Origin of the sequence: Salmonella sp. 2020_1459 (genome assembly GCF_043847915.1) — a bacterium.
In the GTDB taxonomy this organism is placed as follows: Bacteria; Pseudomonadota; Gammaproteobacteria; order Enterobacterales; family Enterobacteriaceae; genus Salmonella; species Salmonella enterica.
The window spans coordinates 197898-211758 of record NZ_JBCMFA010000008.1 but is presented as its reverse complement, the minus strand read 5'-3'; the positions used below and the strand labels follow the sequence as shown (position 1 = coordinate 211758).

At 52.0% G+C, this 13861-nt stretch carries 12 protein-coding genes; 3 read left to right on the top strand and 9 right to left on the bottom strand.

The genetic code is table 11. The features are described from left to right. Positions 1 to 17: 17 nt before the first annotated feature. Entirely contained in the window at positions 18 to 713 is a 696-nt protein-coding gene (gene queC / locus ACH0VJ_RS20065; RefSeq protein ID WP_000817201.1) for a 7-cyano-7-deazaguanine synthase QueC, read from the top strand. Positions 714 to 818: 105 nt separating this feature from the next. On the opposite strand, the gene fadM is transcribed toward queC, so the two are convergent. The 9 genes from fadM to bolA all read right to left on the bottom strand — a co-directional run bounded on the left by fadM (position 819) and on the right by bolA (position 11383). Beyond that, positions 819 to 1217, bottom strand: a complete 399-nt coding sequence (gene fadM, locus ACH0VJ_RS20060) for a long-chain acyl-CoA thioesterase FadM (protein ID WP_001194543.1) — start codon at positions 1215 to 1217, stop codon at positions 819 to 821. A 103-nt stretch (positions 1218 to 1320) separates the two neighbouring features. Further along, positions 1321 to 1695, bottom strand: coding sequence for a helix-hairpin-helix domain-containing protein (locus tag ACH0VJ_RS20055; RefSeq protein WP_000680320.1), 375 nt, complete (start codon positions 1693 to 1695; stop codon positions 1321 to 1323). Positions 1696 to 1844: 149 nt separating this feature from the next. Then, the gene (gene ppiD / locus ACH0VJ_RS20050; RefSeq protein ID WP_000969434.1) at positions 1845 to 3716 is read right to left on the bottom strand and encodes a peptidylprolyl isomerase; all 1872 of its coding nucleotides are present in this window, start codon (positions 3714 to 3716) and stop codon (positions 1845 to 1847) included. A 290-nt stretch (positions 3717 to 4006) separates the two neighbouring features. Further along, on the bottom strand, positions 4007 to 4297 hold the full coding sequence (hupB, locus tag ACH0VJ_RS20045) for a nucleoid-associated protein HU-beta (protein WP_254888479.1): 291 nt from the start codon (positions 4295 to 4297) through the stop codon (positions 4007 to 4009). 190 nt (positions 4298 to 4487) lie between these two features. Beyond that, positions 4488 to 6842: an endopeptidase La gene (gene lon, locus ACH0VJ_RS20040; RefSeq protein ID WP_001067723.1), complete on the bottom strand. Its 2355-nt coding sequence runs from the start codon at positions 6840 to 6842 to the stop codon at positions 4488 to 4490. 185 nt (positions 6843 to 7027) lie between these two features. After that, positions 7028 to 8299, bottom strand: coding sequence for an ATP-dependent protease ATP-binding subunit ClpX (gene clpX / locus ACH0VJ_RS20035; RefSeq protein ID WP_371359482.1), 1272 nt, complete (start codon positions 8297 to 8299; stop codon positions 7028 to 7030). 251 nt (positions 8300 to 8550) lie between these two features. Beyond that, a complete protein-coding gene (gene clpP / locus ACH0VJ_RS20030; protein WP_000122257.1) occupies positions 8551 to 9174 on the bottom strand; it encodes an ATP-dependent Clp endopeptidase proteolytic subunit ClpP in 624 nt (207 codons plus the stop codon). Positions 9175 to 9420: 246 nt separating this feature from the next. After that, complete coding sequence (gene tig / locus ACH0VJ_RS20025; protein WP_001198403.1) at positions 9421 to 10719, bottom strand: trigger factor; 1299 nt, start codon at positions 10717 to 10719, stop codon at positions 9421 to 9423. Positions 10720 to 11065: 346 nt separating this feature from the next. Further along, on the bottom strand, positions 11066 to 11383 hold the full coding sequence (gene bolA / locus ACH0VJ_RS20020) for a transcriptional regulator BolA (protein WP_000973433.1): 318 nt from the start codon (positions 11381 to 11383) through the stop codon (positions 11066 to 11068). Between the two features lie 303 nt (positions 11384 to 11686). Here bolA and ACH0VJ_RS20015 point away from each other — a divergent pair, with 303 nt between their 5' ends. Continuing rightward, a complete protein-coding gene (locus ACH0VJ_RS20015; protein WP_001537832.1) occupies positions 11687 to 12265 on the top strand; it encodes a lipoprotein in 579 nt (192 codons plus the stop codon). Between the two features lie 43 nt (positions 12266 to 12308). After that, positions 12309 to 13784, top strand: coding sequence for a muropeptide MFS transporter AmpG (ampG, locus tag ACH0VJ_RS20010; RefSeq protein WP_000098481.1), 1476 nt, complete (start codon positions 12309 to 12311; stop codon positions 13782 to 13784). The last annotated feature ends 77 nt before the right edge of the window (positions 13785 to 13861 follow it).

Genomic DNA, 13861 nt, shown 5'->3' with positions numbered 1-13861 from the left:
CATTGATCAGGATAACTATGAAACGCGCCGTTGTTGTATTTAGTGGAGGTCAGGACTCCACCACTTGTCTGGCGCAAGCGCGGCATCAGTATGATGAAGTGCATTGTGTCACGTTTGATTATGGTCAGCGCCACCGCGCAGAGATTGATGTCGCGCGCGCACTGGCGTTAAAACTTGGCGCACGCGCGCATAAAGTGCTGGATGTCACTTTGCTGAACGAACTGGCGGTCAGCAGCCTGACGCGGGATAGCATTCCGGTGCCGGACTATGAACCGAACGCTGACGGTATCCCCAATACTTTCGTACCGGGACGCAATATTCTCTTTCTGACGCTGGCGGCGATTTACGCTTATCAGGTCAAAGCCGAAGCGGTGATCACCGGCGTTTGCGAGACCGATTTTTCCGGCTATCCAGACTGTCGCGATGAGTTCGTCAAAGCGCTGAATCACGCGGTGAATCTGGGCATGGCGAAAGATATCCGTTTCGAAACGCCCTTAATGTGGATTGATAAAGCTGAAACCTGGGCGCTGGCCGATTATTGGGGCCAACTGGATTTGGTTCGCGAAGAGACGCTGACCTGCTATAACGGCATTAAAGGCGATGGCTGTGGTCATTGCGCGGCCTGTAATCTGCGCGCTAACGGCCTGAATCATTATCTGTCGAATAAAGCGGCGGTGATGGCGGCAATGAAGCAAAAAACCGGGTTAAGGTGATTGTTTTGCCGGATGGCGGCGCACGCGCCTTATCCGGCCTGGCGATATGCACCATGGTCAATATCGCCAGGCCGGACAAGTTCAACGCCATCAGACAGCGAGGCGTTATTGCACCATCTGTTCCAGCTTTTCACGCAATTCGCCTTCCAGCGGCAGCGCTTTTTGCGTTTTTAAATCAATACAAACAAACGTGATGAGCGCATCGGCCACCACCTGCCCTTCTGGCTCCAGCGTAATCGTCTGGCTTAATACGCCGCTTTTACCGTTAAGCTGTTGTACCTGGCTGGTCACGGTCAATAGATCGCTCAATACCGCCGGGCGACGGTAATTTATATTGATGTTTACCACCACAAAGGCAATATTGCGGGCCGTCATCCACTGAAAGCTGTCGCTGTTTTCCAGACCATCCCAACGGGCCTCTTCCAGAAACTCCAGATAGCGGGCATTATTAACATGTTGATAAACATCAAGATGATATCCACGAACTTTGATTTGTGTTTGCATAGCGCAATAACCTTACGTTGTTGTTATAAGTAAACGACAAGTACAGAGGTCATAACTGGTATGACCTCTACAGTCTGGCAAATTTTGGCCACTGTGCAAGTGATTACAATGTTAAAACTGCCAGATTACGCTCCACCAGCGCGCTTCCCATTCCCGGCACCAGCTTTAAATCATCCACCGTTTTAAAAGGACCATACTCCTCCCGATAGCTCACAATAGCCTGCGCTTTTTTCAGCCCAACGCCGTTCATCACCCGCGCCAGATCCTCCGCAGACGCGGTATTAATGCTCACCCTGGTACCTTCATCATCGCTGGCTTTAGCAGGTAATGCCGCTTTGGCGGAGGATGAAGAAGGCGTATCCGCTTTTGTTTCCACCGCTGCATTTTTTGCGACAGGCGTCGCCGCCAGCGCGCTATGGGCCATGCCCGCGCAGGTTAAAGAAAGCGTAATAAGCAGTGCTTTAATTCCGTGTTTCATACTGTTTTCTCCTTGTTTGTTAACAGTGCAGCCACGATAGCGGGACGGAGAAAAACGAACAAACGGCAATTCTCAGAAATGGAAAAGGCCGCGAAAGCGGCCTTTGTGAGATACAACGTTTTGCAATTTTTTGCGAAGCGCCTCGACGATTACTGCTGTTCCAGAGCGTCGCCGATTTTGATTTTCGCCTCTTTACGCAGATTGCTCATCAGCGCCTCAAAGACAATTTGCGCATTGTTCTGCGTGATGCCCTGCACCATCGCTTTTTTCTGCGCTTCCGGCATGGCGCCCGCTTTCACCTCGTCAAACGCCAGCAGAACGACGTTACCCTGCATATCGTTCGCCACGCCATAAACTGGCTTATCTTTCGTCGGAAGGCTTAACGCAAAGGCCGCCTGACTCACCGGATCCTGACTGGTACGACTTAACGTTTTAGGCTCGCCAAAACTCAGACCCGCCGCTTTCATCGCTTCCGCGCCTTTGCCCGCTTTCAGCTCGACCAGCAGTTTTTCCGCATCCAGCTTCGCCTGTTGTTCCGCTTTGTTATGCTTCACCAGGGCAGTGACCTGTTCTTTCACTTCTGCCAACGGCTTCACGGCTTCAGGTTTATGTTCGCTCACGCGCACGACAAAAGCCCGGTCGCCATCCACGGTGATAATGTCTGAATTCGGCCCCGGCGTACCGTTTTCGCCCACCAGACCGCCATTAAAGATAGCATCGGCTACCGGTTTGAAGTTCAGCTCTTCCGGTAAGGTGTCACGGCTAAACCAGCCGGTTTCAACGGCTTTTACGCCAGCGACCTGTTCAGCGCCTGCTAACGACTCATTGTCGTTGCTTGCCGCATCGCTCACTTTCTGCTGCAACGCATAGTAAGCATCCAGCGCTTTTTCCTGTTTCACTTTCGCGGCAATGTCGTCGCGAACCTCGCTTAACGGTTTCACTTTGGCAGGCTGAATATCATCCAGACGCGCCACCAGAAAACCGACAGACGACTTAATCACGCCAGATATCTGGCCTTTTTCTTTTAATCCGGCGTTTTTCAGTTCCGGCACCGTGGCAGACTCTTCCAGCCAGCCCATATCGCCGCCATTACGCGCAGAGATGATATCGGTAGATTTCTCTTTCGCCAGCGTGGCGAAATCTTCGCCCTTGTTCAGCGCATCCAGTACCGCTTTCGCATCATCTTCCGTTTTGGTCTGAATAATGCTGTAACGAATACGCTCCGGCTGAGTAAACTGATCTACATGCTGGTCATAATAGGCCTGAATATCCGCATCGCTGACCGGTGCCTGCATCGTCGCGGCATCCAGCTTGATATAGCTTACGCGGAACTGTTCCGGCGTCATAAAGCGGACTTTATTCTGATCGTAGTAGCTGGACACTTCCTGATCGGTCACCTGCTGCTTCGCCGCCAGCGCGTTGACATCAATAACGGCTTCACGCACCACGCGCTGTTGAGAGACTAATGCCGCCAGTTCGTCGGTTTCCCCTTTCAGCATAAAATCAGTACCGGCCACGCCGTTGATCAGTTGCTGAGTGGTAAGCTGGTTACGCAGCGCCTGAGCGTACTGATCGGCCGTCATTCCCATCTGATTCACAATCGCGTTATAGCGGTTGTTGTCAAACTTACCGTCCACCTGAAAAGCGGGAGTGGCGAAAATCGCCTGCTTTACCTGCTCATCGCTGATGCCCAGTTTCAGTTCGCGGGAATATTGATCCAACAGCGCTTCATCTATCAGACGATTCAGCACCTGCTGGCGCAGGCTTTTCATATAACCTTCGTTGGCCGCCAGTTCAGAATACCTGTCGCCCAATTGCTGCTGCATACGGTTACGTTCGTTGTTAAACGCATTCTCAAACTGTGCCCGGCTGATTTCCTGGCCATTCACTTTTGCGGCGTAGTTATTGCTTCCGCCAATCAGGTAACCACTAACGCCGGTCAAAATGAACGACACGATAATGATAACGAAAATAATCTTGAGCACGAGACTGTTTGCAGCCGTGCGTAAGCTGTCCATCATGGTGTAACCACACTCCGCTGTAGGTGACTTTACACTTTATCTTTCAGGCGGCTTCTCTGCTGGCTACTGAGTGCTTCGCTCAGTCGCCGCGTCGACGCAACCTGAATGATTTGCGTATAGAGACTTCACGCGCATCGCATTTTCTGAACGCGGCGCACAAAAGCCTATTGTGACAAGAAACGAGGGCAATTGTCAGCCCGCAACGCACAGAAAGTCCCGAATCGCCAATAAAAAAGGCACATCAGTTGATGCGCCCTTGTACTTTGTCACATCCCCCGAGGGGATCACGCTTAGTTTACCGCGTCTTTCAGCGCTTTACCTGCACGGAAACTCGGCACTTTGGCAGCGGCGATGGTGATCTCTTTACCTGTTTGCGGGTTGCGACCAGTACGGGCAGCACGCTCTTTAACAGCAAAAGTACCAAAGCCTACCAGTGCAACGTCATCCCCTTCTTTCAGAGATTCGGTAACAGAAGCAATAATCGCATCTAACGCACGTCCAGCCGCAGCCTTAGAGATATCAGCCCCTGCAGCAATTTTTTCGATCAGTTGAGATTTATTCACTCTTCTCTTCCTCTTTATAATTTATATCGCACCTGAATCCTTCGAAGTACGACCGCGCAGCAGTTATATCAGGCCTGCCACGCCCTTACAACACCCGTTAATGGTGGCAGACCCAATCAACCATCTAAATTAGCTATACAAAAAAAGGCTGGCAAGTCCGAAATAGCCTGCCAGCCCTGTTTTTATTAGCGCTATTTGCGCGAGGTCACTATTTTGCGGTTACAACCTGCATTCCAGACGGTTCGTTTTGCAGAGCAAGCGTCAGAACTTCCTCAATACGCTTAACCGGGTGAATATCCAGATCGGCAATGACGTTGTCCGGAATTTCCTCCAGGTCACGTTTATTTTCGAATGGAATTAAGACCGTTTTAATCCCGCCGCGATGCGCCGCCAACAGTTTTTCTTTCAGGCCGCCGATCGGCAATACCTGACCACGCAGCGTGATCTCACCGGTCATTGCCACATCTGCGCGCACCGGATTACCGGTCAGGCAGGAAACCAGCGCGGTACACATCGCGATACCGGCGCTTGGACCGTCTTTCGGCGTTGCGCCTTCCGGCACGTGAACGTGGATATCGCGTTTTTCGTAAAAGTCCGGATTAATACCCAGTTTTTCCGCGCGCGCGCGCACCACGGTCAGCGCCGCCTGAATGGATTCCTGCATCACTTCACCGAGCGAGCCGGTGTAGGTCAACTTGCCTTTGCCCGGTACGCAGGCGGTTTCGATGGTCAACAGATCGCCGCCCACTTCCGTCCACGCCAGCCCCGTCACCTGACCTACGCGGTTTTCGCTATCCGCGCGGCCATAATCAAAGCGCTGCACACCGAGGTAGTCGTGCAGATTATCGCCGTTAATTTCGATATGTTTTAACGACTTATCGAGCAACAGTTGTTTAACCGCTTTGCGGCACAGTTTGGAGATTTCACGCTCCAGACTACGCACGCCCGCTTCACGCGTGTAATAGCGGATAATACCGATAATCGCGCTATCGTCGACCGTCAGTTCGCCTTTCTTCAGCGCGTTACGCTCGATCTGCTTCGGCAACAGGTGACGTTTAGCAATATTCAGCTTCTCGTCTTCGGTATAACCGGACAGACGGATCACTTCCATACGATCCAGCAGCGGCGCCGGAATGTTCATGGAGTTGGAAGTGGCGACGAACATCACATCGCTGAGATCGTAATCCACTTCCAGGTAATGATCGCTGAACGCCACGTTCTGCTCCGGATCCAGCACTTCCAGCAGGGCGGAAGCCGGATCGCCGCGCATGTCAGAAGACATTTTGTCGATCTCATCGAGCAGGAACAGTGGGTTTTTAACCCCCACTTTGGCCATTTTTTGGATCAGTTTACCCGGCATAGAGCCAATGTAAGTCCGGCGATGACCGCGGATTTCCGCTTCATCACGCACGCCGCCCAGCGCCATACGGATGTATTTACGCCCTGTTGCTTTAGCGATGGACTGGCCCAACGAGGTTTTACCTACCCCCGGCGGCCCCACCAGACACAGGATCGGCCCCTTGATTTTATTTACACGGCTTTGAACCGCGAGATACTCAAGGATGCGGTCTTTCACGCGCTCCAGACCATAATGGTCAGTATCGAGGATTTCCTGCGCCTGACGCAGGTCTTTTTTGACCTTGCTACGCGCATTCCACGGCACCTGCACCATCCAGTCGATGTAGCCGCGCACCACGGTCGCTTCCGCCGACATCGGAGACATCATTTTCAGCTTCTGCAGTTCCGCTTCCGCTTTCTCTTTCGCCTCTTTCGGCATTTTCGCCGCGTCGATCTTACGCTTCAGCGCTTCGTTTTCGTCCGGCGCGTCGTCCATCTCGCCAAGTTCTTTCTGAATCGCTTTCATTTGCTCGTTCAGATAGTACTCGCGCTGGGATTTCTCCATCTGCTTTTTCACGCGGTTGCGAATGCGTTTCTCAACCTGCAGCAGATCGATTTCAGATTCCATCATCGCCATCAGATATTCCAGACGTTCGTTAACGTCGGACATCTCCAGTACGGACTGTTTATCCGCCAGTTTCAGCGGCATATGCGCGGCGATGGTGTCAGCCAGACGTGCAGGGTCGTCAATGCTATTGAGTGACGTCAGCACTTCCGGCGGAATTTTTTTGTTCAGCTTGATGTAGCCTTCGAACTGGCTGATAGCGGTACGCACCAGCACTTCTTGTTCTCGCTCATCAATGGCTGGCGAATCAAGGTACTCCGCCTTCGCGGAGAAATGTTCGCCGTTGTCAGACAGCGCGGAAATACGCGCGCGCTGTAACCCCTCGACCAGCACTTTTACGGTGCCGTCAGGCAGTTTCAACATCTGCAAAATAGAGGCCACGGTCCCGACGGTGAAAAGATCGTTTACACCCGGCTCATCCGTCGATGCTTCCTTCTGGGCGACCAGCATGATTTTTTTATCATGGTCCATAGCCGCTTCCAGACAACGGATAGATTTTTCCCGCCCTACAAATAAGGGTATGACCATGTGCGGATAAACCACCACATCGCGCAAGGGCAATACGGGGATTTCAATGCGTTCAGAACGCTCAGGATTCATAGAGCTCTCTCTTAGTTTAGTGTCCGCCAGGTAATCAGATAGTATAGCTGTGCTCCATACCACCTATAACATGTACGTCAGTATATGGGGATGTTTCCCACACATTCAACGGCGTGTTTACAGGAAAAACGAAAGGGGAGATAAAATCCCCCCTTTTTTGGCTAACTGATTGTATGAATGTTTAATTATTCGCCAGAAGCCTGCGCTTCCGGTTTGCCGTAAATCAGCAACGGCTTACTCTGACCGGCAATAACGGACTCGTCGATCACCACTTTTTCGACGTCTTCCATAGATGGCAAATCGTACATGGTATCCAGCAGCGCCGCTTCGACGATAGAACGCAGGCCACGGGCGCCGGTTTTACGCGCCATTGCTTTCCTGGCGATAGCGTCCAGCGCTTCGTCACGGAATTCCAGATCGACGCCTTCCAGGTTAAACAGCGCCTGATACTGCTTGGTCAGCGCATTTTTCGGCTCTTTCAGGATTTGAATCAGCGCTTCTTCGCTGAGTTCGTTCAGCGTCGCCACCACTGGCAGACGACCGATAAACTCAGGAATCAGACCAAATTTGATCAAATCTTCCGGTTCAACCTGCGACAACAGCTCGCCTTCGCTGGCTTTGTCGGACTTCGCTTTCACCGTCGCGCCAAAACCAATGCCGGAGCCGGTTTCAACACGGTTAGCGATCACTTTATCCAGACCGGCAAACGCGCCGCCGCAGATAAACAGAATCTTAGAGGTATCTACCTGTAAGAACTCCTGCTGCGGATGTTTGCGACCGCCCTGCGGTGGAACCGCGGCGACAGTGCCTTCGATCAGTTTCAGCAACGCCTGCTGTACGCCTTCGCCGGAAACATCGCGGGGAATGGACGGATTGTCTGATTTACGCGAAATCTTATCGATTTCATCAATGTAGACAATCCCACGCTGCGCTTTTTGCACGTCGTAGTCGCATTTCTGCAACAGTTTCTGAATGATATTCTCGACGTCTTCACCAACGTAACCCGCTTCGGTTAGCGTGGTCGCATCCGCCATAGTGAACGGCACATCCAGCAAGCGCGCCAGCGTTTCCGCCAGCAGCGTTTTACCGGAACCGGTCGGTCCAATCAGCAGAATGTTGCTTTTGCCTAACTCGACGCCATTGCTGGTATCGCCGTTACGCAGACGCTTGTAGTGGTTATAGACCGCCACCGCCAGCACTTTTTTCGCCTGCTCCTGGCCGATAACGTAATCGTCCAGGTGGGTACGAATTTCATGCGGCGTCGGCAGCGCACTACGTTCACGGTGCGGAGCAACTTCTTTAATTTCTTCGCGAATAATGTCGTTACATAAATCGACGCATTCGTCGCAGATATACACGGATGGACCGGCAATCAGCTTGCGCACTTCATGCTGGCTTTTGCCGCAAAAAGAGCAGTACAACAATTTGCCCGAGCCATCTTTGCGTTTATCTGTCATGAGTCAAAACCTCTTCTTTGTTCTTTGTGCCGCACACGACGACGCAAATGCCATTCTCAGGCGCAAGCCGCTAATCAGCGTTGTGCCGCCCTTCATTAGTATATACACAAAATCATTCGAGCTACATCAAGGCGGCAACTCGGCGACTCCGCAGGCGCTTACATAAGTAAGTCACTGGGAGGCGCGCTGGCAGCCAACACCGAGGTAGCGTGAAGGATGAAGTGTATAGCGGCACACTTGCGTCCAGGGCATCAATTACGATGGGTCAAAATTGAGTCAACCAAACCGTACTCTACCGCTTCAGGCGCGGAGAGGAAGCGATCGCGCTCAGTATCACGTTCAATCTGCTCAAGAGATTGACCCGTATGATGCGCCATAAGTTCATTCATGCGCCCTTTTACTTTCAAAATTTCGCGGGCGTGAATTTCAATATCCGTCGCCTGGCCCTGGTAGCCGCCCAGCGGCTGGTGGATCATGACGCGAGAGTTCGGCAAGCAGAAACGTTTGCCTTTCGCCCCGGCAGTCAGCAGAAACGCCCCCATAGAGGCCGCCTGTCCCATACAAATGGTGCTGACGTCTGGCTTAATAAACTGCATGGTGTCATAGATGGACATCCCCGCAGTAATTACGCCGCCAGGAGAATTAATGTACAGATAGATATCTTTTTCCGGATTTTCCGCTTCCAGGAACAGCATCTGCGCCACGATCAGGTTAGCCATATGGTCTTCGACCTGGCCGGTCAGAAATATGACGCGTTCCTTAAGTAGACGAGAATAGATATCAAAAGAGCGCTCACCGCGTGAGGTCTGTTCAATGACCATCGGCACCAGCGCCATATGAGGGGCCAAATTATCTCGTTCTCCGCTGTATGACATTTCCGTCTCCTGGATAAAAATTGAAAAAACCTGCTGTACTGATTGTAACCTGATGGACGGATTATCAGCCAGTCCCTCTGTAATGGGTACGGCATCGCCATAATTCAAGCATAACAATCTTTTGCTCTAACGCTAACACTGAAACGCGGTTTTCGCACCCTTACCATGCAAAATGCGTGACAAAAAAAACCCGTCACTGAAAGGTGACGGGTTTTTGTGCAAATTTCGTGCTTTTAACGCGAAAAATTACGCCTGCTGGTTCATCAGCTCATTGAAGGAAGTGGCTTTTTCAGACACTTTCGCTTTTGCCAGAACCGCTTCAACAGCCTGTTCTTCCAGAGCGACGTTACGCATATTGTCCATCAGCTCTTTATTTTTGCTGTAGAACTCAATCACTTCTTTCGGATCTTCGTAAGCAGACGCCATCTCTTCGATCAGGCCTTTAACGCGTTCTTCGTCCGCTTTCAGCTCGTTGGTACGAATGACTTCGCCGAGCAGCAGACCGACAACTACACGACGCTTAGCCTGTTCTTCGAACAGTTCGCGCGGCAGCTCCAGAGCCTGTTTCTCGTTACCACCAAAACGCTGCGCAGCCTGACGACGCAGAACGTCGATTTCGCTGTCGATCAGCGCAGCCGGTACGTCGATGTCGTTAGCTTTTACCAGACCTTCGATCGCCTGAGACTTAACGCGGTTACGCACCGCGCCTTTCAGCTCGCGTTCCATGTTTTTACGTACTTCAGCGCGCAGACCGGCTACGGAACCATCTTCAACGCCGAAACGTTTGATGAATTCTTCGGTCAGTTCCGGCAGTTCGCGTTCTTCAACTTTCTTCAGGTTGATAACGAACTTAGCCGCTTTACCTTTCAGGTTTTCAGCATGGTACTCTTCCGGGAAGGTCACATCGATAGTGAACTCTTCGCCAGCTTTGTGGCCTTTAACGCCGTCTTCAAAGCCCGGAATCATACGACCCTGGCCCATCGCCAGAACGAAATCGGTCGCTTTGCCGCCTTCGAACTCTTCGCCGTCTACAGAGCCGGTGAAGTCGATGGTCACGCGGTCTTCCGCATCAGCAGCGCCGTCTTTTTCTTTCCAGGTCGCCTGCTGCTTACGCAGGGTGTCCAGCATCACATCAACGTCAGCGTCGGTGACTTCAACAACCGGTTTTTCAACTTCGATGGACTCGAGGCCGGTCAGCTCAACTTCCGGATAGACTTCAAACTCGACGGAGTAAGTGAAGTCTTCACCCACTTTGTATTCGCCCGGAACATAGTTCGGCGCGCCTGCCGGGTTAATTTTTTCTTTGATGATCGCGTCAACGAAGTTGCGGCTCATCAGATCGCCCAGCACGTCCTGGCGAACAGAAGCGCCATAACGCTGAGCGACGATATTCATCGGTACTTTGCCTTTACGGAAGCCGTCAATACGTACTTTTTTCGCTACGTTGACCAGCTCGCTTTTTACAGCGGTCTCGATGCTGTCAGCAGCGATTGTAATCGTTACACGGCGGCCAAGGCCCTGAGTGGTTTCAACTGAAACTTGCATCTTGTTACCTCAAAAAATCACAGTGCTCGGTCAACTCTACTCCGCAAGCACGTGCTATTTGCTTCGCGGAACCGGGATGTTCTCATAATCAATCACATTCCCTGTCGTCAGAATCATCCCGAAGACGTTCATATATAAGACGGCGCATTATAGCGGCATCACTTTTGTGAGTCGAGAACGGTGATTGTGCGATGCTGCGGCGGTTTTCACAATTCTCGGCTAATTTTTGTCTGAATACTGTACGACACGCTCAAAATTCAGACAAAACAAAACGGCCCGCAGGCCGTTTTCACATAATTCTGTAGCAACATACTGGAAAAGCGGAGGTAGTTGCAAATCCGTTTTGCTACGCGATGCTTCCCGCGCCGCGACAAGGAGGCGACGCGAAGATAGTATCCTGCAACCCTTCCCACTCTTTGAGGGTATAAGTATGCAGTGCCAGCGCATGTACGGTTGTGGAGAGTTCCGCCGTTAACGTACCGTAAATCATCCGATGACGATTAAGAAAACGTTCGCCTGTAAAGCGATCGCTCACCAGCACGACCTTAAAATGGCTTTCCGATCCTGCAGGAACATTGTGACGATAGCTTTCATCCACAACTTCGAGAAACACGGGGTCGAACGCTGTCCTTAATTTTTCTTCTATTTGCTCACGTATCATCATGAAAATCTCCTCCGACAACGCTGTGATGTCACCCATCCCTTTAAATACTAGCCGCTTTTACCGTTTCCATTACAGCATGACAACAAAAATTTAGCTTTCGTCTGATTATTTCAGCCAAACGTATGAAGTTTACTGCCTTAATCATTCTTTTAGCGCTCAAAATCCCCGCTCGCGCCGTTATCAATACCAAATCGGACATTACGACGAATTTACCTGCGTTGACCACTTCCCCTCGCCGTTAGCGGTGTTATGATGGCGGGAATTTTTACCTATCACGTTTTAAGCGTCATTGAGAGCCTGAATATGTTAAAAAAACTTCTCTTTCCGTTAGTCGCTCTGTTTATGCTGGCAGGATGCGCCACACCGCCGACGACCATTGACGTCGCGCCGAAGATCACCTTGCCACAGCAGGACCCGAGCCTGATGGGCGTCACCGTTAGCATTACCGGCGCGGACCAGCGCCAGGATCAAGCGTTAGCGAAAGTCACGCGTAACAACCAGCTGGTAACGTTAACCGCCTCCCGCGATTTACGCTTCCTGTTACAAGAAGTCCTGGAAAAACAGATGACGGCGCGGGGCTATATGATCGGGCCTAACGGCGCGGTTAATCTGCAGATTATTGTTAACCAACTGTATGCTGATGTTTCCCAGGGCAGCGTGCGCTACAACATCGCGACCAAAGCGGATATCGCGATTATTGCGACCGCGGCAAATGGCAGCAAGATGACCAAAAACTATCGCGCCAACTACTCTATTGAAGGGGCGTTCCAGGCCTCTAACCAGAATATTGCCGACGCGGTGAACAGCGTTCTGACCGATACCATTGCTGATATGTCTCAGGACACCAGTATTCACGATTTTATCAAGCAAAACGCCCGTTAATAGCAACAACAAGACCCGGCAGAAGCCGGGTCTGTAGATGCCTATGTCAAGTCAATATTTACGTATTTTCCAGCAACCGCGTTCAGCCATTCTGCTGATATTGGGTTTTGCCTCTGGCCTCCCGCTGGCGCTCACCTCCGGTACGCTACAGGCGTGGATGACCGTCGAGAATATCGATCTTAAAACGATTGGCTTCTTCTCGCTGGTTGGTCAGGCCTATGTGTTTAAGTTTCTCTGGTCCCCGCTGATGGACCGCTACACGCCGCCTTTTTTAGGTCGTCGTCGCGGTTGGTTACTCGCCACCCAACTGTTGTTACTGGCGGCGATTGCGGCGATGGGCTTTCTTGAACCCGGCACGCAGCTACGCTGGATGGCGGCGCTGGCGGTGGTGATTGCTTTTTGCTCCGCCTCGCAGGATATCGTGTTCGACGCCTGGAAAACCGATGTTTTACCCGCAGAAGAACGCGGCGCTGGCGCGGCAATCAGCGTGCTTGGCTACCGGTTGGGGATGCTGGTTTCCGGCGGACTGGCGCTATGGCTGGCCGATCGCTGGCTCGGCTGGCAGGGCATGTACTGGCTGATGGCGGCATTGTTGATCCCCTGCATTATCGCCACCTTACTGGCGCCGGAACCGACCGATACTATCCCGTCCCCGAAATCGCTGGAGCAGGCCGTCGTCGCGCCGCTACGCGATTTCTTTGGCCGTAACAACGCCTGGCTGATTTTACTGCTCATTGTGCTTTATAAACTGGGTGACGCCTTCGCCATGAGCCTGACCACCACCTTTTTGATTCGCGGCGTCGGCTTTGACGCCGGCGAAGTCGGCGTGGTCAATAAAACGCTGGGCCTGCTGGCAACGATCGTCGGCGCGTTATACGGCGGCATATTAATGCAGCGTCTTTCGCTGTTTCGCGCGCTGCTGATTTTCGGCATTTTGCAAGGCGCGTCCAACGCCGGTTACTGGTTGCTCTCCATTACCGATAAAAACATGTTCAGCATGGGCGCGGCGGTCTTTTTCGAAAATCTGTGCGGCGGGATGGGTACTGCCGCCTTTGTCGCCTTATTAATGACGCTATGTAATAAGTCGTTTTCCGCAACACAGTTTGCCCTACTGTCGGCCCTCTCCGCAGTAGGCCGCGTTTATGTTGGTCCTGTGGCGGGCTGGTTCGTTGAAGCGCACGGCTGGCCGACATTCTACCTCTTCTCGGTTGTTGCCGCCGTTCCCGGGCTGTTACTGTTGCTGGTCTGTCGGCAAACGCTGGAATATAGCTGGCAGAGCGAGCGTTTCATTCCCCGCACGCAATACCGTGGCGCCTACAATTTCGCGCTTTCAATCCTGCTCGCGGGCGTCGCTTTGCTGGCGGTATGGGTACTCCTGCTGACCATGAACGCGGTGGATTACACTAACTTCTCATTCCTGCCCGAATTGCTTGAGACTGCGGTAGTGGTTGCCGTGTGCGGCATTGTCTTTGGCGGGTTGCTGGACTACCTGGCGCTACGAAAAACACGCCTGCTCTAAAACATTATTTGCCGTTGTAATAACGACCCGGAATTATAACGGCTAAATAACCATCAATTGATAAAAAATATATTTGT